This is a genomic window from Staphylococcus auricularis (assembly GCF_001500315.1).
In the GTDB taxonomy this organism is placed as follows: Bacteria; Bacillota; Bacilli; order Staphylococcales; family Staphylococcaceae; genus Staphylococcus; species Staphylococcus auricularis.
The window spans coordinates 211,993-236,517 of sequence record NZ_LLER01000002.1 but is presented as its reverse complement, the minus strand read 5'-3'; the positions used below and the strand labels follow the sequence as shown (position 1 = coordinate 236,517).

At 37.0% G+C, this 24,525-nt stretch carries 25 protein-coding genes and 1 riboswitch; of the genes, 8 read left to right on the top strand and 17 right to left on the bottom strand.

Annotated elements, in window-relative coordinates; translation table 11 throughout:
- Position 1: 1 nt before the first annotated feature.
- From APS80_RS01775 to APS80_RS01735, 9 genes are all read right to left on the bottom strand, one after another.
- Positions 2–805, bottom strand: coding sequence for an ABC transporter permease (locus APS80_RS01775; RefSeq protein ID WP_059106566.1), 804 nt, complete (start codon positions 803–805; stop codon positions 2–4).
- A 4-nt stretch (positions 806–809) separates the two neighbouring features.
- Positions 810–1,892: an ABC transporter ATP-binding protein gene (locus APS80_RS01770; RefSeq protein ID WP_059106565.1), complete on the bottom strand. Its 1,083-nt coding sequence runs from the start codon at positions 1,890–1,892 to the stop codon at positions 810–812.
- A gap of 10 nt (positions 1,893–1,902) precedes the next feature.
- A complete protein-coding gene (locus APS80_RS01765) occupies positions 1,903–2,448 on the bottom strand; it encodes a helix-turn-helix domain-containing protein (RefSeq protein WP_059106564.1) in 546 nt (181 codons plus the stop codon).
- A gap of 128 nt (positions 2,449–2,576) precedes the next feature.
- The gene (locus tag APS80_RS01760) at positions 2,577–2,855 is read right to left on the bottom strand and encodes a UPF0223 family protein (RefSeq protein ID WP_059106638.1); all 279 of its coding nucleotides are present in this window, start codon (positions 2,853–2,855) and stop codon (positions 2,577–2,579) included.
- 118 nt (positions 2,856–2,973) lie between these two features.
- A complete protein-coding gene (gene lpdA, locus APS80_RS01755; RefSeq protein WP_059106563.1) occupies positions 2,974–4,380 on the bottom strand; it encodes a dihydrolipoyl dehydrogenase in 1,407 nt (468 codons plus the stop codon).
- Between the two features lie 3 nt (positions 4,381–4,383).
- Positions 4,384–5,676: a dihydrolipoamide acetyltransferase family protein gene (locus tag APS80_RS01750; RefSeq protein ID WP_059106562.1), complete on the bottom strand. Its 1,293-nt coding sequence runs from the start codon at positions 5,674–5,676 to the stop codon at positions 4,384–4,386.
- Between the two features lie 120 nt (positions 5,677–5,796).
- Positions 5,797–6,774 (bottom strand): alpha-ketoacid dehydrogenase subunit beta, encoded by a 978-nt coding sequence (locus tag APS80_RS01745; protein ID WP_059106561.1) that lies wholly within the window; start codon positions 6,772–6,774, stop codon positions 5,797–5,799.
- Positions 6,775–6,777: 3 nt separating this feature from the next.
- Positions 6,778–7,890: a pyruvate dehydrogenase (acetyl-transferring) E1 component subunit alpha gene (pdhA, locus tag APS80_RS01740; protein WP_059106560.1), complete on the bottom strand. Its 1,113-nt coding sequence runs from the start codon at positions 7,888–7,890 to the stop codon at positions 6,778–6,780.
- A 272-nt stretch (positions 7,891–8,162) separates the two neighbouring features.
- Positions 8,163–8,789 carry a YkyA family protein gene (locus APS80_RS01735; protein ID WP_059106559.1) on the bottom strand — a complete coding sequence of 209 codons (627 nt, stop codon included), beginning with the start codon at positions 8,787–8,789 and terminating at the stop codon, positions 8,163–8,165.
- 127 nt (positions 8,790–8,916) lie between these two features.
- Between APS80_RS01735 and def the strand changes: the two genes are divergently transcribed.
- A complete protein-coding gene (gene def, locus APS80_RS01730; protein WP_059106558.1) occupies positions 8,917–9,468 on the top strand; it encodes a peptide deformylase in 552 nt (183 codons plus the stop codon).
- A gap of 84 nt (positions 9,469–9,552) precedes the next feature.
- Here the strand turns inward: def and APS80_RS01725 are convergent, their stop codons facing one another.
- Positions 9,553–9,822: a hypothetical protein gene (locus APS80_RS01725; RefSeq protein WP_059106557.1), complete on the bottom strand. Its 270-nt coding sequence runs from the start codon at positions 9,820–9,822 to the stop codon at positions 9,553–9,555.
- A gap of 425 nt (positions 9,823–10,247) precedes the next feature.
- On the opposite strand from APS80_RS01725, the gene APS80_RS01720 reads away from it, so the two are divergent.
- Entirely contained in the window at positions 10,248–10,463 is a 216-nt protein-coding gene (locus APS80_RS01720) for a DNA-dependent RNA polymerase subunit epsilon (RefSeq protein WP_059106556.1), read from the top strand.
- Complete coding sequence (gene rnjA, locus APS80_RS01715; RefSeq protein WP_059106555.1) at positions 10,463–12,304, top strand: ribonuclease J1; 1,842 nt, start codon at positions 10,463–10,465, stop codon at positions 12,302–12,304. The genes APS80_RS01720 and rnjA overlap by 1 nt, the downstream gene beginning before the upstream one ends.
- A 429-nt stretch (positions 12,305–12,733) precedes the next feature.
- On the opposite strand, the gene APS80_RS01710 is transcribed toward rnjA, so the two are convergent.
- A complete protein-coding gene (locus APS80_RS01710; RefSeq protein WP_059106554.1) occupies positions 12,734–13,393 on the bottom strand; it encodes a potassium channel family protein in 660 nt (219 codons plus the stop codon).
- A 197-nt stretch (positions 13,394–13,590) separates the two neighbouring features.
- Between APS80_RS01710 and APS80_RS01705 the strand changes: the two genes are divergently transcribed.
- Positions 13,591–13,833, top strand: a complete 243-nt coding sequence (locus APS80_RS01705; protein WP_059106553.1) for a glutaredoxin family protein — start codon at positions 13,591–13,593, stop codon at positions 13,831–13,833.
- A 137-nt stretch (positions 13,834–13,970) separates the two neighbouring features.
- Here APS80_RS01705 and ptsP read toward each other — a convergent pair whose 3' ends face one another.
- The 5 genes from ptsP to auxA form a co-directional block, all read right to left on the bottom strand.
- The gene (gene ptsP, locus APS80_RS01700; protein ID WP_059106552.1) at positions 13,971–15,686 is read right to left on the bottom strand and encodes a phosphoenolpyruvate--protein phosphotransferase; all 1,716 of its coding nucleotides are present in this window, start codon (positions 15,684–15,686) and stop codon (positions 13,971–13,973) included.
- 1 nt (position 15,687) lies between these two features.
- A complete protein-coding gene (locus APS80_RS01695; RefSeq protein ID WP_059106551.1) occupies positions 15,688–15,954 on the bottom strand; it encodes a phosphocarrier protein HPr in 267 nt (88 codons plus the stop codon).
- 162 nt (positions 15,955–16,116) lie between these two features.
- Positions 16,117–16,659 carry a hypothetical protein gene (locus APS80_RS01690; protein WP_059106550.1) on the bottom strand — a complete coding sequence of 181 codons (543 nt, stop codon included), beginning with the start codon at positions 16,657–16,659 and terminating at the stop codon, positions 16,117–16,119.
- 57 nt (positions 16,660–16,716) lie between these two features.
- The gene (locus APS80_RS01685; RefSeq protein WP_059106549.1) at positions 16,717–17,886 is read right to left on the bottom strand and encodes a class I SAM-dependent rRNA methyltransferase; all 1,170 of its coding nucleotides are present in this window, start codon (positions 17,884–17,886) and stop codon (positions 16,717–16,719) included.
- Between the two features lie 173 nt (positions 17,887–18,059).
- Positions 18,060–19,373, bottom strand: coding sequence for a lipoteichoic acid stability factor AuxA (auxA, locus tag APS80_RS01680; RefSeq protein WP_059106548.1), 1,314 nt, complete (start codon positions 19,371–19,373; stop codon positions 18,060–18,062).
- A 328-nt stretch (positions 19,374–19,701) separates the two neighbouring features.
- Between auxA and graF the strand changes: the two genes are divergently transcribed.
- The 4 genes from graF to APS80_RS01665 all read left to right on the top strand — a co-directional run bounded on the left by graF (position 19,702) and on the right by APS80_RS01665 (position 22,998).
- A complete protein-coding gene (gene graF, locus APS80_RS10905; RefSeq protein WP_197708589.1) occupies positions 19,702–19,833 on the top strand; it encodes a glycopeptide resistance-associated protein GraF in 132 nt (43 codons plus the stop codon).
- Positions 19,834–20,027: 194 nt separating this feature from the next.
- Positions 20,028–20,128: riboswitch (TPP riboswitch) on the top strand.
- Between the two features lie 71 nt (positions 20,129–20,199).
- Positions 20,200–20,775: an ECF transporter S component gene (locus tag APS80_RS01675; RefSeq protein WP_059106547.1), complete on the top strand. Its 576-nt coding sequence runs from the start codon at positions 20,200–20,202 to the stop codon at positions 20,773–20,775.
- 11 nt (positions 20,776–20,786) lie between these two features.
- Positions 20,787–22,199, top strand: a complete 1,413-nt coding sequence (locus APS80_RS01670; protein WP_059106546.1) for an ABC transporter ATP-binding protein — start codon at positions 20,787–20,789, stop codon at positions 22,197–22,199.
- Positions 22,192–22,998: an energy-coupling factor transporter transmembrane component T family protein gene (locus APS80_RS01665; RefSeq protein ID WP_059106545.1), complete on the top strand. Its 807-nt coding sequence runs from the start codon at positions 22,192–22,194 to the stop codon at positions 22,996–22,998. Before APS80_RS01670 ends, APS80_RS01665 begins: the two co-directional genes overlap by 8 nt.
- A 263-nt stretch (positions 22,999–23,261) precedes the next feature.
- Here the strand turns inward: APS80_RS01665 and purD are convergent, their stop codons facing one another.
- Positions 23,262–24,506 carry a phosphoribosylamine--glycine ligase gene (gene purD / locus APS80_RS01660; RefSeq protein ID WP_059106544.1) on the bottom strand — a complete coding sequence of 415 codons (1,245 nt, stop codon included), beginning with the start codon at positions 24,504–24,506 and terminating at the stop codon, positions 23,262–23,264.
- Between the last annotated feature and the right edge of the window lie 19 nt (positions 24,507–24,525).

The window sequence follows — 24,525 nt, the reverse complement described above, 5'->3', positions numbered from 1 at the left end:
TTCACCCATTTCTCCGGTTATTTTTCACATTGGTCACGATGAGGATAAAAGCCATAAATAAGACTAAGAAGAGTGCGATAGTTGAACCCATGCCGTAATTTTGTATCACTAGAAACTGTTCTTCGATAGCCGTACCGATATTGATCACACGATTACCTGCAATCAATCTTGTAATCATGAATAGTGATAATGCAGGAATAAAGGTAATCTGTATACCAGTGAATATTCCTTTTTTCGTTAATGGAAAGATGATTTTACGAAAACGCGTCCATGAATTAGCACCCAAATCTGTTGCCGCATCTAATAAATGATTTAGTATTTCTTTCAAGTTATTGAAGATAGGTAAAATCATAAATGGAATATAAATATACGTTGCAACGAGGATAAATGCCGGTGCCGTAAATAATAAATCCATCTTTGGTAAATGTAAGAATGAAAGTAACCGATTGGCGAGACCTTCTTGGCTCAATATCCCGATAAAAGCATACGTTTTTAACAATAAATTAATCCATGTCGGTATGATTAAGACCAATAACCATACATTTTGATGTGCTGAAGCTAGAATAAAATAAGCGGCAGGATAACTGATTAACAAAGTGAGTAACGTAATGATGACCGCATATATAATAGATTCTAAAAACAACTTACCGTAAGTTGGGCTAAATATTTGTCGGTAATTATCAAAACTAAACTGTCCGTGTATGTCTATAAATGAAAAGTAGACGAGTAAACAGAGCGGAACGATGATAAAAAACAACATCCAAATGGCATAAGGCAACATGAACCATTTATTTATTTTTTGCATCTTCCTATTCCTCATAACTTTCTATTCGTTTATCAAATTCAGCTTCAGATTCTCCAGGCACCATAATATGGATTGCTTCTGGATCAAAGTATAGACCTACTTTTGCACCCACTTCCGCTTTTTTCGTCGTGTGAATAACCCATTCGTACTGTTTGCGGTCAATACAACAAATTTCATAATGGACACCTCTAAACAACATGGAATCGACTGTCACTTCAAATAACCCTTGAGAAGCTTCGACTAACGAAATATCTTCGGGGCGAATGACCACTTCAACATCTTTGCCAGAAGGAATACCTTGGTCGACACAGTCAAAATCTTGTCCATAAATATTTACGACAAAATCTTCTACCATCTGACCTTCCACGATGTTCGATTCACCAATAAAATCTGCCACAAAACGATTCACGGGCTCATCATAAATATCTGTCGGTGTGCCAAATTGCTGTACCTTCCCATCTTTCATCACGAAGATGTAATCACTAAGTGCAAGTGCTTCTTCTTGGTCATGTGTGACAAAGATAAACGTGATACCTAAACGAGACTGCAGCTCTCTCAACTCATACTGCATTTCAGTTCTCAGCTTTAAATCTAGTGCCGATAAGGATTCATCGAGTAGTAAAATTTCTGGTTCATTCACAATCGCTCTCGCAATCGCAATACGTTGTTTTTGTCCACCACTCAACTCGTCGATGTGTCGAGTTTCATAGCCTGATAATTTCACTAGCTTCAATGCTTCAGTAACTTTTTGATCAATAGCTTGTTGCTTCATTTTCTTTAACTTTAACCCAAAGGCAATATTTTCATAGACATTTAGATGAGGAAATAGCGCATAATCTTGAAAGACGGTGTTCACCTTTCTCTTGTTCGCTGGTAAATGTTGAATATCACGATCTTTATAAACCACTTGGCCTGTATCTGGCGTCTCAAAACCTGCAATCAGTTTGAGTATTGTAGTTTTTCCACATCCGGAAGGACCAAGTAATGTGTAAAAGTAACCTTGTTCAATGTCTAAATTGATTTCGTCTAAAATCGTTGTTCCATCATATGATTTTGTGATCCCTTTTAATGAAAATAATGGATTCATGGTTCCCCTCCTATAAATAAGATGATGTCGCTACAATTAATACACGCGTCGGTGCAGACGTTGGATTCGATAAGTGATGACGTTGATCTGCTTTAAAATAAAGCGCATCTCCTTCATTTGCGTCATAAACTTGAGATCCAAGTACAAGACGCACCTGACCTTCTAAACAATAGATAAATGTTTCTGAATTAGAAGGTTTAAATTGTTTATAGGCGGATTGCGGTCTTAACGTCAGCAATAAAGGTTCCATTTCAAATTCATTCGACTGGCTCACTAACCAGTTCAACACATAGCCTTCATCATATTCGTCATACGTCGTTTGAGACGCTTTGGGATAAAGGATTTTTGCTTCATCTTTAACTGAGAAAAATTCACTCGGTGTTGTCCCTAACACTTCTAAAATAAGCAGAAATGTCTCCATACTAGGAGAAGCATGATCACTCTCAATCTGTGAAATATACCCTTTTGATAAGTCCGTGCGTTCTGCTAACTCCTCTTGAGTTAAATCCTTTATGCGTCGTAAATTACGTAATCGATTACCAATATCTAAAGCCATCTATTTCACCTTTATCCTTTGATTTCCTTATCTTTGCTCACATAAAAAAGCTACATCCTGTTTACTTTTACTAAACATTTTGTTTACTGCTTAATAAAAATATCAGAATGTAGCTTTAAAGACAAGCTTTATTTTAAGTTTTTTCCAATCATTTTTTGATCGGGATGATTTTGAGCATCTTTCACAGCGTGATAACTACTGTAACCACTTGCTTTTTCAAACGATTTAAAGGTTTGTTTTTCTTCTGCTTTCCCTGGCACGATGCGTTTAAATTGTCGATAGCGTTCCATAAGTGTTTCACGCTCTACTTGATCTTCGTAATATGCTTCGATTGCATTGAAAAATGACACCACTCGCATCATTTCTTCGTTCGACCAGTCTAAATCAATCGGATATTGATATTCGATACGATTCATTCCTTTCTAATTGGAATTATTTACTTATCATAAACGAAAAGGCCGGGACGTATCAAAGTCCCAGCCTCTATATTATTGCTTAAAACGAGCGCTTAGCAAGCACGTTTCATTACATTGTGTGGATTGGTAAGCCTAATGCTTTTTCAGCAGCTTCCATAGTCATTTCACCTAAAGTTGGGTGAGCATGTACAGTTAACGCTACATCTTCAGCGTTCATACCAGATTCGATTGCTAAACCTAATTCAGCAATAACGTCTGATGCACCTGTACCTGCAACTTGAGCACCGATAAGTGTGTTGTCTTCTTTAGTAGTGATTAATTTAACGAAACCAGTTGTGTCATCTAATGATAACGCACGGCCATTTGCTGCATAAGGGAATTTAGAAGCTTTGTATTCAATGCCTTCTTCTTTAGCTTGTGCTTCAGTGTAACCAACTTGCGCAAGTTCAGGTTCAGTGAAAGCAACAGCTGGCATACCTACATAGTCTACTTCAGAAGCTTCTCCAGCAATCACTTCAGCAGCAACTTTACCTTCATAGCTTGCTTTGTGTGCAAGTGCTAATCCAGGAACGATGTCACCGATTGCGAAGATATTTTCTACTGAAGTACGGCTTTGTTTATCAACTTCTAATAAGCCGCGTTCTCCATATTTAATACCGATTTCTTCAAGTCCAAGTTCATCCGTGTTTGGACGACGACCTACAGTAACTAATACGTAGTCAGCGTCGATTGTTTTTTCTTCGCCTTTAACTTCGTAAGTCACTTTCACACCGTCTTCTGTTTCTTCAGCATTTTTAGCCATAGCGTTTGTAACAACGTCAATGCCTTTCGCTTTCATGCCTTTTTTAACGGGTTGTGACATTTGTTTTTCGAAACCGCCTAAGATGTCTTTAGCGCCTTCTAAGATTGTAACTTCAGAACCGAAGTTTGCAAATGCAGTACTTAATTCTGAACCGATGTAACCGCCACCGATTACAACAAGTTTGTTAGGTACTTCTTGTAAGTTTAAAGCACCAGTAGAATCTAACACGCGGTCGCTAAATTCGAAATTAGGAATTTCGATTGGTCTAGAACCAGTAGCTAAGATAGCGTGTTTGAAGTTGTAAGTTTGAGCGCTTTTTTCGTCCATCACGCGTAAGCTGTGATCGTCTACGAAGTAAGCTTCACCTTTAACAATTTCTACTTTGTTACCTTTAAGTAAGCTTTCAACACCACCTGTTAATTTGTTAACAACAGATGATTTGAATTCTTGAACTTTATCATAGTTAAGTTTCACGCCGTCAGCTACAACACCTAGATTTTCTGAATCTTGTGCTTCAACAAAACGGTGAGAAACGTGAAGTAATGCTTTAGAAGGAATACAACCAACGTTTAAGCAAACGCCACCTAAGTCGCCTTTTTCAACGATTGTTACTTTTTGACCTAGTTGCGCTGCACGAATCGCTGCAACGTATCCTCCTGGTCCTGCACCAATAACTATAGTATCTGTTTCAATAGGAAAATCTCCGACTACCATACTTTACCCCTCCATTAATAATAATTCTGGATTATTTAATAGACGCTTGATGTGATTCATAGCGTTTTGTCCAGTTGCACCATCAATTTGTCTATGGTCAAAGCTCAATGATAATGCAAGTACTGGAGCTGCAATAATTTCTCCATCCTTAACAATTGGTTTTTGTGCAATACGGCCAATACCTAAGATAGCAACTTCTGGTTGATTGATAACTGGAGTGAACCATTGACCACCAGCAGAACCGATGTTTGTGATTGTGCAAGTTGCACCTTTCATTTCATCGTTAGTTAATTTACCGTCACGTGCTTTACCAGCTAACTCGTTAATTTCACTTGAAATTTCAAAGATTGATTTACGGTCAGCATTTTTAACAACAGGTACGAGTAAACCTCTGTCAGTATCTGCTGCGATACCAATGTTCCAGTAATGTTTATTCACGATTTCGCCAGCTTCTTCATTGAATTCAGTATTCAATGCTGGGAATTTTTTAAGTGCTGATACAAGTGCTTTAACTACATAAGGTAAGAATGTAAGTTTGATACCTTGTTCTGCAGCAACTTCTTTGAATTTTTTACGGTGATCCCATAAGTCTTGAACATCGATTTCATCCATCAATGTTACGTGAGGTGCAGTGTGTTTAGAATTAACCATTGCTTTAGCAATTGCTTTACGCATTGCTGGTATTCTTTCAGTTGTTTCAGGGAATGCATCGTTGCTTGCTGCAGCTGTTTGTTCACTGCCAGTTGATTCAGCAGCTTGGCTATCTTCGCTATCAGCAGCGCTTGCACCGCCACCATTTAGGTAAGTGTCAACATCTTCTTTAGTGATACGACCATTTTTACCTGACCCTGACACTGCTTTAATATTAACACCTTTTTCGCGTGCATACTTGCGAACTGATGGCATTGCTTTAACTTTTCTGTTTTCATCTACATCTTCATCAGCAGGTGCTTCTTGAGTTGTTTCTTCTTTTGTTTCTTCTTCTTTAGGTGCTTCTTCTTTTGCATCGTCAGAAGCGTCGTCGTTGTCTTGACCTTTGAAAGTCATACCTTCAGCGTCTGGTGAATCCATACGGATAATTGGGTCACCAACTACGGCTACAGTGCCTTCTTCAACTAACACTTCTTCGATTTTACCTGAAACAGGAGACGGAATTTCAACTACAGATTTGTCATTTTGCACTTCTGCTAAGACATCATCTTCTTCTATTTCATCTCCAGCTTTAACAAACCATTTTACGATTTCACCTTCATGAATACCTTCACCTATATCTGGTAATTTAAATTCAAATGACACGTCTTTGTCCTCCTAATATTTCAATTTAAATCATAATATATGATATATCTCGAAAAAGTAGGCTATCTCAAGGGTAAGTTTTGCCTGCTCTTGATCGAAGCCTACTTTATCAAGTTATTACTAGAATTCTAATGTCGCTTTTGCTTGTTCAACAATATCGTTTTTGTTTGGTAACCAAACGTTTTCAGCTTGAGTGAATGGATATACAGTATCAGCTGCAGCTACACGAGCAATTGGTGCTTCTAATGAAAGAATAGCACGTTCTGAAAGTTCTGAAGCAACTGCTGCACCCACACCAGCTTGACGTTGAGCTTCTTGTACTACAACAGCACGACCTGTTTTTTCTACTGAAGCAACAAGTGTATCAATATCAAGTGGTTGTACTGTACGTAAGTCGATCACTTCTACAGAATAACCATCTTTTTCAAGTTCTTCTGCTGCTTTTAATGATTCTTGAACCATTGCGCCATAAGCGATTAATGTAATATCGTTACCTTCTTGTTTAACGCTCGCTTTATCGAGGTCAACAGTGTATTCTTCTTCCGGAACTTCTTCACGGAATGAACGATAAATTTTCATGTGTTCTAGGAATACGACTGGATCGTTACTTCTGATTGCAGAAATAAGTAATCCTTTTGCGTCGTAAGGATTTGAAGGGATCACAACTCTTAATCCAGGTGATTGAGCTAAGATACCTTCTAAGTTATCAGAGTGTAATTCTGGTGTGTGCACGCCACCACCAAATGGAGCACGGATTGTAACTGGTGCTGATTTAGAGTTACCTGAACGGAAACGTGTACGTGCAATTTGACCAGCGATTGAGTCGAATACCTCGAATACGAAACCTAAGAATTGGATTTCCATTACTGGACGATAGCCTTCAACTGCTAAACCAAGTGCCAAGCCGCCGATACCAGATTCTGCTAAAGGTGTATCGAATACACGGTCTTCACCAAATTCTTTTTGTAACCCTTCAGTTACACGGAAAACACCACCATTAACACCAACGTCTTCTCCGAAAAGTAAAACATTTTCGTCGCTTTGTAATTCAGTTTTAAGCGCGTTGTTAATCGCTTGAACCATTGTCATTTGTGCCATGGGTTACTTCGACTCCTTCTCTTTATAAATTTCATATTGTTCTGCTAAGTTGTAAGGCATGTCTTCGTACATGTTTTCGATTAAGTCTGTAACAGTTTGTTTTGCAACACCGTCTGCCTCTTTGATAGCAGCTTTGATTTCAGCTTTTGCATTATCAATAACTTCGTTTTCTTTTTCTTCAGACCATAAGCCTTTGCCTTCAAGATATTTTCTGAAACGTACTAAAGGATCTTTTTTCTCCCATTCAGAATCTTCATCTGAAGTTCTGTATTTAGTTGGGTCATCCCCAGCCATTGTGTGAGGACCATAACGATAAGTGATTGTTTCAATTAATGATGGACCTTCACCATTGACTGCACGATCACGTGCTTCTTTAGTTGCTTGGTATACTGCTAATGCGTCCATACCGTCAACTTGGATACCAGGAATACCTACTGCAATAGCTTTTTGTGCTAATGATTTAGCAGCAGTTTGTTTGTTACGTGGTGTTGAGATTGCATAGTTATTATTTTGTATTACAAAGATGGCTGGTACTTTATATGCAGAAGCAAAATTAATTCCTTCGTAGAAGTCACCTTGTGATGAACCACCGTCACCAGTGTAAGTGATTGCTACAGAATTTTTACCGCGTTTTTTAATACCGAGCGCAACGCCTGCTGTTTGAACATATTGAGCACCGATAATGATTTGTGGGCTCATTGCGTTCACGCCTTCAGGCATTTGGTTACCTTTAAAGTGTCCTCTTGAGAATAAGAACGCTTCAGTTAATGGTAAACCGTGCCAGATTAATTGTGGCACATCACGGTAACCAGGTAAGATAAAGTCATCTTTTTCTAAAGCATATTGAGATGCTAATTGTGAAGCTTCTTGACCTGCTGTAGGCGCGTAGAAACCTAAACGACCTTGTCTATTTAATGAAATAGAACGTTGGTCGAGGATACGTGTCCACACCATTCTTCTCATTAATTCTACTAATTCTTCATCAGATAAGTCAGGTACTAAGTCTTCATTTACTACATTACCGTCTTCATCCAAAACTTGGATCATTTCAAATTGAGATTGAGTATCTTCCAATACTTTCTCTGCATCGAATTGGGCTTTCAACTTCGTAGCCATTCAATTCACCATACCTTTCCCATATAATAGAAATCATTTTATCCTCTGATATTGTACCATAAAATTTACAAACTGTTAACTTTTTAAATAACTTCTGTAACACCTTGGAACAGTACAGTTTCAGAGCTGTACTAATACTTTGTTACCATCTGTATTAGTATAATATAACAATTTCTTACACTCTTAATTATACTATTATATATCAAATGATTTAAAGCATTTTCATTAATTTTAACAATTTCGTCTAATTTAAATTAAATCGCGTTTTTGTGCTAAGTGAGTTCGTCTACATCTTGTTTTTCTTTGTTCACTTTATTCATTGCTTTAGAGTATTTCTCGAAAGCTTTATCCATTTTTTTATAAGAATCAGTTACTTTTTCAGATCTCTCATCGATACCATTTTGGTCAATGTCTTCACCTGATGTGTAGTTAAAGAGAGACTTCTCTGCATCCATCACATTATGATAGGCTTTGGCATATGAGTCATGGGCTTCATATTTTTCTACTAATGCATCGTCTAACTCTTTGACTTGTTTATGTTTATCGTCATCGCTAATATTCTCGACGTGTTTTTGTGCTTCTTTGAATTCATCTTCTGATGCGTCAATTGCTTTTTCTTCTTTTTTGAATTCTTTTTTACGCTCGTCGATGTTATCGATCACTTTTTTAGAGGCGTTTTGCATTGCACCTTCACTGTTGCCATTCACATCTTTCACTAAATCTTGTTTCTTTTCTTCTAATTCATTTAAATTTTTTCCAATTTCAGGGATTGCATTCTCTTTATCGAATGCTTTTTGGATTTGTTCATTATAATCTTCAATTTCGCCCTTGTCCGTTGTACAGGCCGTCAATAGTAGGCTTGAAGCGAGTAATACACCTAGCCCATGTCTTAATTTCATTCTCAATAAACCCTCCTTCTATGATAGTGGCTATATTATATAATAAAATGATCATAAGCAAATAGAATACTGTATTTCAAACCATCATTTTTGGTAATATAATAAGTAAGGAAGGTGTATGCAATTTATGTTAACAATGAAAGACATTATTAAAGATGGTCATCCAACATTGCGTGAGAAAGCGCAAGATGTTGAACTTCCGCTTTCTGATGAAGAGCGCGAAACATTAAAATCAATGAGAGAGTTTTTAATAAATAGTCAAGATGAAAAGATAGCCAATAAATATGGCTTGCGTTCAGGTGTAGGTCTCGCTGCACCACAAATCAATGTCCCTAAACGTATGGTTGCTGTTTACTTACCTGACGATGGCGATGGCAAATCTTACGACCTCATGCTCGTGAATCCAAAAGTCATGAGTCACAGTATCCAAGAAGCATACTTACCTACAGGCGAAGGATGTTTGAGTGTCGATGAAGATATTCCAGGCCTCGTACACCGTAAATACAGAGTGACAGTACAAGCGAAAGACATTGATGGTAAAGACGTCAAATTACGTTTGAAAGGTTATCCAGCTGTTGTAGTACAACACGAAATCGACCATTTAAACGGTATTATGTTCTATGACTACATTGATAAAGACCAACCATTACAACCACATGATAATGCAGTAAGTGTGTAAGCATTTTGCACATGCTATAGCGTGATCAATAAAGTCTCATACTTCGATCATACATCAAGATGAAGACTTTGTTGGTCACTTTTTTTACATAAATACATCATCTCTTAACTCGTAAGCTGTCCCTATGTGATTGAGTTCATTGATGAGTTTATCGAGTTCACTGTCTGTGAGAAAAACTGGGTCATGGTGATGCTGGATAAAATGTGTGTCATCTAACTCGTTATCAATTGTTTCCTCATAGTTGAAAAATACAACCACCTCATCCCCTCTCCTTTCTAAGGACAATGCTTGAAACATTTTATCTGTGCGTTTTTGTTCGCGCTTCACAATTTCTATGAGATGTTTCACATCCATGTAGACACCTACCTTTTTACGGATTTCTTATTTTTCTCAATTTTCTTATAATATGTATTATATCACATTGTTGATGAACTCATGTCATTTGAAACATTACTCGCTCATTTTTGCGCCAGTGCAGGAGCGTTAAAATTTGTCTTTAAAAATAAAACTGCTTTATTTATTCACGCACATCATGTAAAATAGGAAATAACTGAAAAACACGTAGTTCTTACGTGTTTTCTTCATTTGAACGTAATTTAGAAACCCTAAACATACTGGGCAGAAAAGCTGGTATGTTCTATTTTTATTTAAAACATAACCTACGTACTATAGTAATGGTCATTCTTAATTAGCTTTTACTATCCATATTCGACCAAGTATTCGACTAGGGTTTTCACAATAAAGAGAAATTATATAAGTTGCAGGAGGAACAAATTATTATGTCAATTTTTAAAGTATTTTATCAAGAAAATAACGATGAAGTCATCGTTCGTGAAAATACACAAACAATTTATGTAGAAGGCGAAAGCGAAGAACAAGTAAGACGCTATTTAAAAGATAGAAACTATAACATCGAATTCATAACTAAATTAGAGGGCGCACATTTAGAATATGAAAAACAATCCGACCATTTCAAAGTGGAGCATGCTGAATAATGAAGCAAATTCATAAAAATGAAGTAGCTGTCTATGCATTAGGCGGCTTAGGTGAAATAGGTAAAAATACCTATGCCGTTGAATATCAAGATGAGATTGTCATCATTGATGCAGGAATTAAATTCCCTGATGACAACTTACTTGGTATTGATTATGTTATCCCTGATTATACTTATCTTGAACAAAACCAAGATAAAATCGTGGGATTATTTATCACACATGGACACGAAGACCATATAGGTGGTGTGCCCTACCTACTCAAACAAATCAATGTGCCTATCTATGGTGGCCCATTGGCTTTAGGTCTCATACGTAATAAATTAGAAGAGCATCATTTACTTCGTAATGCTAAATTAAATGAAATCGATGAAGATAGTGTCATTAAATCAAAACATTTTGAAGTATCATTTTACTTAACGACGCACAGTATTCCAGAAACATACGGTGTCGTCGTGCATACACCTGAAGGTAATATCGTTCACACTGGTGACTTTAAATTCGACTTCACGCCAGTTGGTAAACCCGCAAACATTGCAAGAATGGCGAAACTCGGCGATGAAGGTGTCCTTTGCCTTCTTTCTGATTCCACAAACTCATTAGTACCAGATTTCACAATGAGTGAACGAGAAGTGGGACAAAACGTCGATAAAATTTTCCGTAACTGCACCGGACGTATCATCTTTGCGACGTTCGCATCTAACATTTATCGTGTCCAACAAGCGGTAGAAGCTGCAGTTAAATACGGTAGAAAGATCGTAACGTTTGGTCGTTCAATGGAAAATAACATCAGCATTGGTATGGAGCTCGGTTATATTAAAGCACCGCCAGAAACCTTTATCGAACCAAACAAAATTAACAGTGTATCCAAACATGAATTAGTTATTTTATGTACAGGATCACAAGGTGAACCAATGGCTGCGTTATCACGTATTGCGAACGGTACACATAAACAGATTAAAATCATCCCTGAAGATACTGTAGTATTCAGTTCTTCACCTATTCCAGGTAATACGAAAAGTATCAACCGCACAATCAATGCGTTATACCGTGCAGGCGCAGAAGTCATTCATAACAAAGTATCTAACATCCATACTTCTGGTCACGGTTCTAAAGTTGACCAACAGTTAATGTTACGTTTATTACGTCCTAAATTCTTCATGCCAATCCATGGTGAATATCGCATGTTGAAAGCACATAGCGAATCAGGCATTGAATGTGGTGTTGACCCAGACAATGTATTCATTTGTGATATCGGCGATGTCGTTGCACTCACACATGATTCAGGACGAAAAGCAGGTCGCATCCCTTCCGGTAACGTACTCGTTGATGGTAGCGGTATTGGTGATATCGGTAACGTTGTCATTCGAGATCGTAAACTGTTATCAGAAGAAGGTTTAGTTATTGTCGTAGTCAGCATTGATTTCAACACAAATCAACTACTCTCAGGTCCTGATATTATTTCACGTGGCTTCGTTTACATGCGTGAATCTGGACAACTGATTTACGATGCACAACATCGTATTAAAACAGAAGTCATTTCAAAACTAAACCAAAATAAAGACATCCAATGGCATCAAATTAAATCTTCTATTATTGAAACATTACAACCTTATCTATATGAGAAAACAGCACGTAAACCGATGATATTACCTATCATTATGAAAGTGAATGAAGATGGCAATGCGCCTCAACCTACTTCAAATTCAGCGAAAAGATCAAAATCAAATCGTTCGTTGAAAACGAAGTATAAAGGTAAATCTAATCATAAGAAAAATGATCAACGTAACTATAAATCAAATCACAACGATAAAGCGAAACAACAAACAACTTCAGAAAAATAAACAAAACCTGCTGGCAATGACTTAACATTGTCAGCAGGTTTTGTTCTTCTTTCCATCAATTATGGTAACTCACCATATTTTAAAGTTTTTTACAGATTGCTTACCTATCCTCGCTTTCCTAGGCGCCTCACTTCAACTAATTTTGGCTAATAAATGACACTTTAAATTAATATAAGTATTTAGCCAAAATGGATTTTCAGTTTCGGCTAGATGCCTCAGGAGTCTCGGATGGTCATGCAATCTTATCAAACAACTTTACAAAATGAGCTAGATGAAGACACACTTTTACACGTTGTTTAATTTTTAAAAGTAATGTATTATCCTATTTCAAAAATGAATTATATTTTTAATCCATTACGTTTCCTATAATCTTTGATCCTCTGTAAAATATTGCGATTTACTTTATCTTTCTCACTTGATTTTATTATACTAACGAACGATTTTTTTCTCAAAACGATCGAGATCATTATCATGACCGATAATAATTAAAATATCTCCGATTTCAATATTCATATTTGGATCAGGTGCGACGATAAATTCGCTTCCTCGTTTAATCGCAATGATATTAATACCAAATTGTGCCCTTGCATTGAGTTCAACAATGGATTGTCCTGCCATTTTTTCACTCGTTTTAATTTCAACGATAGAATGTTCATCTGCTAATTCGAGATAATCAAGTACACTCGCACTCGCCACATTATGAGCGATACGTCTTCCCATATCCCGCTCTGGGTGAACGACGGTGTCCGCCCCTATTTTATTTAATATTTTCGCATGGTAATCATTTTGGGCCTTAGCCGTTACCTTTTTAACACCTAATTCTTTTAAAATCAGTGTGGTTAACGTACTAGATTGGATATTTTCACCGATGGCTACAATCACATGATCAAAATTACGGATACCTAAACTTTTCATCACCGCTTCATCTGTCGTATTCGCAACCACCGCATGTGTGGCGATATCGCTATATTCATTCACACGTTCTTCGTTACTATCAATCGCCATGACATCCATATCTAACGCATTTAATTCTCTCACAATACTGCCGCCAAAACGACCTAATCCGATTACTACATATTCTTTATCCATTAATTGTTGCCTCCACTATAAATAGGTGGTGATTTTCGATCACTTATCATTTGTTATGCATAGTCATATGATACTACATTCGCTTTCATTTGATAAATAACATCATATCATTCCTTTAAAATCAGTTGAGCTGCTTGAAATGTAACCTTGCTTCTCTTATAGTAAGGTGTATTGAATGAATGAAAAGGAGCGGTTAGATGCCAGACATAACTATATATACACAAAATGATTGTCCTCCGTGTACTTTTGTTAAAAATTATTTAACTCATCACGAGGTCCCTTACACAGAAAAGAATATCGCTAAAAGTGAATATCGTAATGAAATGATAGATTACGATGCATTTGCGACGCCTTTTATTCTATTGGACGGCGAACCGATGTACCAAGTCGACATGGATAAAATCAATCAAGTGTGTCACATCGAGACATCTGAGTCATAATAGACCATCTAATTTTTCTAAACAACAATGACTCACAGAACTATATGTTAAAACCCAATTTGACACGTAAAACAAGAATGCCACCCTTATGCAGGTCTGTATCAACCTACATCGGGTGGCACTTTTCATACCCTACTTTATTTTGCGTATTGTTTAACTAATGTTTGAACTTCATCTGCAGTCGCACAATCAATTGCGCGATTAGATAATTCATTCATTTCGTTTTTACTTAAGTTCGCAATTTGGCGTCTTGCTTTAAGAATAGATGTTGCACTCATTGAGAACTCATCTAAACCGAGACCGAGTAATAATGGAATCGCAACTTCATCCCCAGCCATTTCACCACACATGCCAGTCCATTTACCTTCTTTATGAGAAGCTTCGATGACTTGTTTAACCAAGCGTAAAATAGCTGGATTATATGGTTGATAAAGGTATGATACGCGTTCTGACATGCGGTCTGCAGCCATTGTATATTGAATTAAGTCGTTTGTACCGATACTAAAGAAGTCGACTTCTTTCGCAAAGACATCTGCTAAAGCAGCTGTTGATGGAATTTCGACCATAATACCTAATTCAATATCATCTGAGACTTCAACTCCCTCTTGTTCTAAGTTTGCTTTTTCTTCTTCCAACAATGCTTTAGCATCACGGAATTCTTGAATTGTCGCAACCATTGGGAACATGATATTGAGTTTTCCGTACGTAGATGCACGTAATAATGCACGTAATTGTGGACGGAAAATATCAGGTTGATCTAAGCATAAACGAATCGCACGATAACCTAAGAATGGGTTCATTTCTTTAGGTAAATTCATATATGGTAACTCTTTGTCGCCACCGATATCTAATGTACGTACGACCACACGTTTACCATCCATTGTTTCTAACACTTTTTTATAGGCTTCGAATTGTTCTTCTTCTGAAGGTAACTCATCTCTACCCATGTATAAGAATTCAGTACGATATAAGCCGATACCTTCTGCACCATTTTCAATGACACCGTCTAAATCATCTGGTGTACCGATATTTGCAGCGAGTTCAACTTGTGTACCATCAGCAGTGACAGAGTCTTCTTCACGTAATTTTTGTAATTCTTTTTTATCTTCAAAGAAACGTTCACGTTTATTTTGATAAGCGATGACTTCATCGTCAGTTGGATTAATAATAATTTCGCCAGTTAAACCATCCACGATAATCATATCGCCTTGTTTAACTTCTTCAGTGATTGATTTTGTACCAACCACGGCTGCGATTTCCATTGAACGACTCATAATAGCGGAGTGAGACGTTCTACCGCCGATATTAGTCACAAAACCTTGAACGTATGCTTTGTTAAGTTGTGCAGTATCTGAAGGCGTTAAGTCATTACCAATGATGACAACGCTTTCATCAATCATGCTAGGGTTTGGTAATTCTACACCTAAAATGTGTGCCAATACACGTTTTGAAACGTCACGAATATCAGCCGCACGTTCTTTCATATATTCATTGTCCATAGATTCAAAAATAGAAACGAATTGATCAGTGACTTCAGTTAATGCTGTGGGTGCATTCACTTTATCGTTTTTGATTTTATCTTCTACGGGATTAATAATTTCAGGATCATCTAAAATAAGTAAATGTGCATCAAAAATAGCTGCTTTATCTGCACCTAAATTTTGCTCTGCATTATTACGAATTTTAGTTAATTCTACTTTTGTTGTTTCGATAGCATTTCTGAATTTTTCGAGTTCAGATTCAACATCTGTAATTTGTTCTTTATCAAATGATAAATCTGGCTCTACAAGTAAGTAGGCCTTAGCAATTGCAACACCATCTGAGGCAGCGATACCTTTCATATAGTTAGACATATTACTCAGTTAAGCCTTCTTTAGATAAAACTTCAGTGATTGATTCAATTGCTTCTGCTTCATCGCTACCATCTGCATAAATTGTGATTTCTGCATCTTTGCCTACGCCTAAACTCATAACACCCATGATTGATTTTAGGTTTACTTTTTTACTGTTGTACTCCAATTGTATATCTGAATCAAATTTTGATGCTGTTTGCACGAGCATAGTTGCTGGACGTGCATGAATTCCTGTTTCGTCGATAATTACATAAGATTTTTGTTCCATAATTTGATTACTCCTTCGTATAGCTAGAATGATTTTTTATAAAACCTTGTGCGTTTTATATACTAAACTCTACCAAAAACTACATATAAATTCAATCTGTTCTATCCCAGTTATCGCAACATCTCAGCAATATTATGACGCATTTTTGAAAACGCTCTAATATCACCACAAGTCACGAATTACTTTTTCACATTTTTCAATGTGATCATCACCGATTTTCTTCATGAAATAGTAACTAATGGATGCAGAAAGTGCTTGTCCAACGACAGGGAACCATTTCGTTTGTTTGGCTGCCGTACGTTTAGCTACATCACGAATCACTACTTTAAGTAAGCCTTCAGAAACCTTTCTTCCGATGAACTGACTGCCTTGAATTGCAGCTGCCGTTAGAATACGTTCTTTCATTTCATCCCCAAGTGAGTTCACTTGTTTCTTATCTAACCCGTATAACTTATTAATGTCGCTGATGATATCTCTCATCAGTTTGATATCTACACCAAAATCTAATCCTGGAATCGGTACGACGCTGACACTAGAAGATAAGAGTGCTTTCTTACGCACAATCGCTTGTGCACGTTGGTGACGTTCAGCTAATTCAGCTTCGTCCGTCGGTAAAAAATGTTTGGTGTCTACATTTTCAATATTGAGAACTTTATTTCCTACTTTATGCGTTAATTTATTGGTCATTTTATTTTTAATGCCCATGTCGCTTTCACTCCTAAAACAGTCATATTTTTATGATGTTACCCCATTTCGATAGGGTTAATTCATCGTCACAAAAATTGCTTTTAAATATTTAGATGGCTTGTAGTGTGGATGTGTTTTGAAATCTTTAGGTAGTCCCATCACTTCATTGATTTCGTAGTCCATACCTGCTTCATCTAATGTGCGTTTGACCGTATTTTTAAATGATTTGAGACTCAAGCCACTGTGGTTGGTACAGAGTAATAATGTGCCTTGCGGTGCTAAAATTTCGAGCGCACCTTCAATCAATTTATCGTAATCTTTGAGCACGGAAAATGTTTTATTTTTATTACGAGCAAAGCTAGGTGGATCGATGACGATCGTGTCATACACTTTATGGTGGCGGCTCGCATAATTATAATAATCAAATGTATCCATGACATAAATGTATTGGGACTTCGGATCGATACCATTAAGGCCAAAGTTATCTTCCGTCAATGCTCTAGAACGGTTAGCAAGATCTACACTCGTTGTAGACTGTGCATCTTCAGCTGCGATGACAGAAAATGCACCAGTATAACTGAATAAGTTCAAGATATCTCGATCTGCCGCAAACTGATCACGTAATTTTTTTCTTACTTCTTTTTGATCTAAAAAGATACCTGTCATAGGTCCATCATCTAAATCGACATTATAATAGGTGAAATTCTCTTCGATGACGATTGGGAAAGCAGGGGCCTTACCTTCTACAAACCCACCTGTGATTGCTTTATCTTTGAAACGCATTTTCTCATAAATAGAAGTGTAATCAAAGACACGTTTAACCGCTTCTAAAATCGTATAACGGAATTTATAAATCCCCTTAGAATACCATTGAATGAGTAAGTGCCCATCGTAATTATCAATCGTTAAACCACCGACACCGTCACCTTCACTATTGAAGAGTCTAAATGCATTTGTACCTTCAATTTGATAAAAGTATTGACGATCTTCTAATGCTTCAGTGAATAATGCTTCGAAAAATGACACATTGATATCGGTGTCTTTATCATAACTGAGGACCCAACCAATGCCCTTATGCTGACGACCTACATATGCGGTCGCAATATATTGACCGCTATCATTAACAAGATAAAAGAGATCCCCTTCTTTTAAGTGATCGTGTGCGTATAAATCATCTTCTTCTATAAGGGGGTATTGATTTAAATATTTCGTTTCTTTCCCTTTATTAACCGTTGCGGTTTTCATGGAAATGCCACCTATCCTTTCTGCTGTTTACCATGTACTTTCTCTTCATTCTATCATCTTAACACAAATGGTACACGTCAAACCTTCACCTCATTTTTCCCTATTATTAAAAATGCACAAAATAAAACAGCGGTTCTTAACTTAATAAAAACCGCTGTCTATGGATTAATTTGTTATTCAACGATACTATCATGTGCTTCTTTACGTAAGTTAATGATAAAGGCCACAATCACTGCCAACAACATCACGAGTAGAATTGGTGTGATAAATGTTGATAACAGTAAGCCATGTACCATAATGTTGACGAATTCTGTGAGTAATTTGAAGAAAAGAATACTGATCAAGAAGAGTTGTAGATAATAAAATTTACCTTTTAAGAAATTCACAAGCGTAGTCAAAATATAGGCGATGATGACTACCATGAGTAAGAATAAAGTCACCCATTCCACGACATATTGTGTTTGTGACATTTCCCATTGACCGGACACGAATAATGAATTTCTGTTGTTAAATTCAATGATCGTGAAGAAGAGTAATACCGCACCACAGAAGAGTTCGATATAAGCTGTCTTCATCCATTTTGGTGGTTTCATCCATTTCGGAATATCATCTTCTTGGATATCAATTTTTTCTTTCCATTTGTTTACAAATTTATCTTTTTTCGCTCTCATTTTTTCAATATCAACACTACGTCTTGTCTTACGCGTGAATTCGGTTGTTTTATCTTGTAGTGATTTTAAGCGTTCTTTGGTTTGGTTCGTTACAGAGTCTCTATCTTTTCTAGATAACTCAGGTTCTTCCTCACCTAATTCTTGTTTTGTTAATGGTAATGACCGTCTGAGGAATAAGAAATTCCAGATCGCCATTTGTCCTAATAACCACATGATTAAGAAGAATGCGTTCACACTCAAGATATCAATCGGTAGAATCTCATCGCTACCAATTCTGTTGTACAGTACGATTTGTGTAATTAAATAAGAAATACCATAACTGAATATAATCAGTAAGTAATGACTTTTACGATGATTTCGATTCAATTCATCTTTATATACGATGTAGCCAATATGTATCGCGAAAGGAATTACAAATATAATAGCGAAAAAGCTATACACTTGCGTCATTAAAATTAATGTAATGATAAAAAACAAGATAACAATGACTAAAAAGAATATTGAAATATCATAGTCATATTTTGTAGTTCGGAACAATAACGTACCTATGTAGATTAACAATGCTCCGAATAAAATAATTAAAATTGCACTGATAATCGGAAAATTACCGATATAGTGGCTCATCACTCTGATAATTTCACTGAAAAATGCATTGATAAAATCCCAGACATTATCTATATATAACGTCACTTTTTCTTTACCATTTAACTTATGAATCAGTGGAATGTTAACTAAGATGATGATACCAATTAACAGCGAAGCAAGTCCTATGATATAACTGTACAATATTTCAGCATGCTTCTTTAGAAAGGACATTCCATTCACCTCACCATCATTATATATGAACTTTAAGTTCTTGTCTTTATATTCCTTACAAATAAGACTATAGTACGACGGTGAATCGATGCCGTCAACTCTTCTTATTTTGGTTTCATTAATCATCATGCTATTTGATATAAGTAACCTTCATTTTATGACAAATGTCATAAATGGGTCAAATATTGTATCCTACTTATTTCATCCCTATCCCCTCATACTGTCACTATCTTACATGTAGCATATCCAATCTCTACACGCGTTTATTTTCCATAAAATGTGGTATAGCGATATAAAGAGATAACATTGAGAAAGGGAGTGCTCAGATATGTCTGAAGAAAACATCAAAAAAGCTGCAGAACAAGCTAAAGAAAAAGAAGAAGAATTAAAAGATAAACACGAAGAAGCTAAAGACGATCAAGAAGAAATACAAAGTAACGTACAAGACACATTAGACTAATAGAAAATAAAAACTCAACGATCTATTGATATGTCATTTACTTTGGCATGAGTATGTAAGTATGACAAAGCATGCAGATACTTACATACTCTTTTTTTATGCGATTTGTTATAAACCGCTAACAATTTTGACTTGTTGCCACCTTGACAAAGGTATCAAAAAGGCATACATTAAATATGATAAATTTAATAAACATTTCGCACTAGGGGTGTTTTAAAACTGAGATGAGGGCAACCTCAAACCCTTTGAACCTGATCTAGATGAAGCTAGCGGAGGAAAGTGTTTTTAATCATATACGATCCGTATGCCATTTTATGCGCACAATCTAATCAGGTTGTGCGTTTTTGTTTTGTTAGGAGGATGTTTATGTCAAAAGGATTAAAGCTCTCTGATATTCTTGTAACCGTGTTAATCGCGGTCGTGTTTGCGATTATTTACAATATCTGGAACTTTGTTTATAACGCATTACAAGTCACAGGGTTACACCTTGAAGAACTTTCTTATGGAATGTGGTTTATGGCAGCTGTGGTTGCTTATCTCATCATCCCTAAACCAGGGATTGCCGTACTTGCTGAATTTGCTGCAGGCGCTGGTGAAACGATTGTTATGGGACGTTTCGATATCGCTACAATGATATACGGTCTATTACAAGGTTTAGCTTGTGAAATTATTTTCGCTATTTTCCGTTATCAATCACGTTCAGCAATGGTAGCGATGTTAGCAGGTCTACTTGCTGCTGTAGTGACACTACCACTCGACTTTGCTTATGGGTATTTAGCAGAAATTGCCGGCTGGAACTTAGCACTCTACATTGGTTTCCGCCTTATCAGTGGAATCGTCGTCGCAGGGCTTGCTTCGTATTATATTGTGAAGGCCTTGGATAAGACGGGCGTGACTAAATTGTTCAGACAATCTTCACGTTCAGATTATGACAACTTATAAGGAGTCATTCTGTGTTAGTGGCTAAAAATTTACGCATGAAATACCCAAACAGTGAAAAGAAAATTTTTGATGGTCTCGATCTGACGATTCAAGACAAAGAGAAAGTGCTATTACTCGGCCCATCAGGGGCTGGGAAAAGCACTTTACTCAATGTACTAAGTGGCATCGTACCGGATCTTATCGATCTACCAATGAAATATGATGAATTATCTATAGATAAACATTGTGGCGTTATCTTCCAAGATCCTGACAATCAATTCTGTATGCCACAAGTGAACGAAGAATTAGCTTTTGTATTGGAAAACAGACAGGTGCCACGTTCAGAAATGGATGCACAAATTGAGGCAGCATTAAATGCGGTTAATCTCAACATAGATCAAACCCAATACGTCAATCAGTTAAGTGGTGGAATGAAACAAAAATTAGCGATTGTAGAAACGATACTACAACGTGCTAATACGCTCTTTTTAGATGAGCCCACTGCCATGTTGGATAAAGAAGCTACGGAATCGCTTTGGCGTAAAATCAAAGATGTATGGCATGACCAAACGGTTTTAATCGTCGAACATAAAGTGGAACATATTTGGGACAATGTGGATCGCGTTATTTTAATCAATTATGATGGAGAAATCGTTGCAGATGATACCCCAAGTGTTATTTTAAAACAGCATGAAGACTTGCTGACAGACTACGGCGTGTGGCATCCCCATGCATGGGATCATGCCCCATCACCGACTGAAAGGGAGTCCATAGTTGAATCACAACCCCGCTTCCAATATATCGATGGACATATTAAACGTGGTAAAGAGACGTTACTTTCAATTGATGATTTAAGCATTGGTACGGGCGAATGGATTACCCTTACTGGCTCGAATGGTGCTGGCAAAACAACTCTTTTAGAATCTATGATGCAGCTATTGAAATACGATGGAACAATGTCTTATGAGGGACAACAACTTCGTAAAGTTAAAGACGTAGCAGGACATATGTACCTCGTTTATCAAAATCCTGATTTGCAATTTATTACCAATTCAGTTTATGAGGAAATTTACATTCAATACAAAGATATGACGAAAGACCAGGCAGAGGCTGCGACTGCAGACATGTTAGAAACACTCGACTTAACACGTGTGAAAGATCAACACCCATTTGAACTTTCTGTCGGACAAAAACGTAGATTAAGTGTGGCGACTGCCATGAGTTCAAACGGAGATATCATCTTATTAGATGAACCTACATTTGGACTGGATAGTCATAATACATTTAATTTAATTCGCTTGTTCCAACAACGTGTTGAGAATGGACAAACCATCTTGATGATTACTCATGATCCAGAGATCATCCGACGTTATCCAACACGTCAACTACACATCACAGATAAACAACTTCATCAAACAGATAAGCCAGGTGAATACTATGTTTGAAATGTGGAAGATACGCAAAACATTTGTCGATGATGTTAATATCATCACGAAATTAGCCATCGCAGTCATACTCTTTTTCTTTGTCATCTTAGTTCATCAATTTGATTTCATATTGTATTTAGCTATCATGATGTTTTTATTACTGATGGTGTTCAACGGGGTTAAATGGGGCATTACCTTTGCCTTTGTCGGTGTAGCAATCGTCTTCAGTATCATATCCTCTTTTTTCATGATCTTTTATGGTGATGGCACACACACGATATTTAAATTCGGATTTATGCACATTACCACTGAGAGTCTATTTAGAGGGCTACATCTCGCATTACGTACAATTACCATTTCATGTTTTGGTATCTTAATCGCTTTTACCTCACACATTGTTATGGTCTTTTACAGCTTAATGCAACACTTGAAAGTAAAACCGAAAGTAGCCTATGCATTTATGGCAGCGATTCGCATGGTACCGCTCATGATCACATCTTTGATTCAACTCCGTCACTCATTGAAAATGCGCTACCAAGTCATCGCACCACAGCATTATAAAGGCATCAAACGTCTCAAACATTTATTCATTCCATTGCTCAGTCAAAACATAAGAAAGGCGCATCAACTCTCAGTAGCAATGGAGAAAAAAGGATTTAAGGATGGACCTCGTACGTATTATTATCATGCACCCTTTTCCTATAAAGATATTTTACTCGTAATCATTGTCGTTGCGCTTGTGATTGTTGCCTATTTATTATGGCAAACCTTCCCTATTACAGGCATCAACGATATCAGACTCAATGATTTCAGTTAAACATTATCGTTTATTTATCCTGATCCCAATCCATACCTCAAAATAAATAATAATTAATGATGTCGAAAACGGTGTAATACCATCGTCTACGAGGGGATGACCTTAACCTTTCTCTCACCCAAGCCTCAGGGTGAGAGTTTTTGTTTGTGCTGAAAATTCCACCTTTCATCTTTGTATTTAAAAAGCAGTCGTTAACACAAAAAAGCGTGGCGTATCCTATATCGGATGTACACCACGCTTATTTTAATAATTGTTTAATTCGATTATGAATTCAAGGCTTTATCACTAATATCATTTCTATAAAAGAGTGCTTCACTTTCAATTTGAGCTACTTTATCATAAGCATTTGTTTTCGCATCTTGGATTGTACTACCTTGACCTGCAGCTAGTACAACACGTCCACCAGAAGTGACGAGTTGTTCACCATCACGTTTAACCCCACTGATAAAGTATTGTCCATCATCTACAGGGAAATCTTTTAGAGTGGCACCTTTATCGTAAGCACCTGGATATCCTTTAGAAGCTAGCATCACACCGACTACCGCATCAGATTTCCACTCAAAGTGAATTTCACGTTTATCGTAGAGATCCACAATATGTTGCATGAGGTCACTTTCCATACGTGTAAGTAGAACTTGAGCTTCTGGATCCCCAAAACGAGCATTAAATTCGATGACTTTAGGGCCTTCTTTTGTAAGAATCGCGCCGATATATAACACTCCAAAGAATGGTACCTCTTCTTTATCCATAGCCTTTACAATAGGTTGAGCAATGAGGTCATTTGTCTGTTGAATCACGTCGGATGAAATATGAGGCACTGGACAATATGCACCCATGCCCCCAGTATTAGGTCCTTCATCGTGATCATACGCACGCTTATGATCTTGGGCGATACAATCAAAAGGCACTGCGTAATCTCCATTAACGAAAGTCATAAGTGAAAACTCTTCACCCTCTAAATAACTTTCAAAGATAACGCGTGCATCCCCATTTTGGTAGAATTGTTCGACCGCTTCTTCAGCTTCATCATAATTTTGAGCAATGATGACCCCTTTACCTGCTGCTAAGCCATCTTTTTTCACGACAACTGGATAATCACATGATTCGATATAAGATAACGCATCTTGTTTATTCGTCACAGAACGATAATCTGCTGTCGGGATATCATATTTTTTCATCAGTGCTTTGGCAAACGTTTTTGAGCTTTCGATTTGTGCAGCCGCACGTGTCGGTCCAAACACTTTTATCCCTGCTTCGATTAATAGATCTGTAAGTCCATCTGTAAGCGGTTGTTCAGGTCCAATCACGACCCATTCAATATCATGAGATTGTGCAAAGTCAACGATTGCTTTGTGGTCTGATTCTGCGATATCTGACTCGACATGAGCGACCTTTTCCATACCTACATTACCCGGTATCGCATATAATTCATCCACGAGTGCTGATTGGCTCAATTTATAGGCTAATGCATGTTCTCGACCACCCGCTCCGATTACTAATACATTCATGTTCGATTTCCTCCAAATC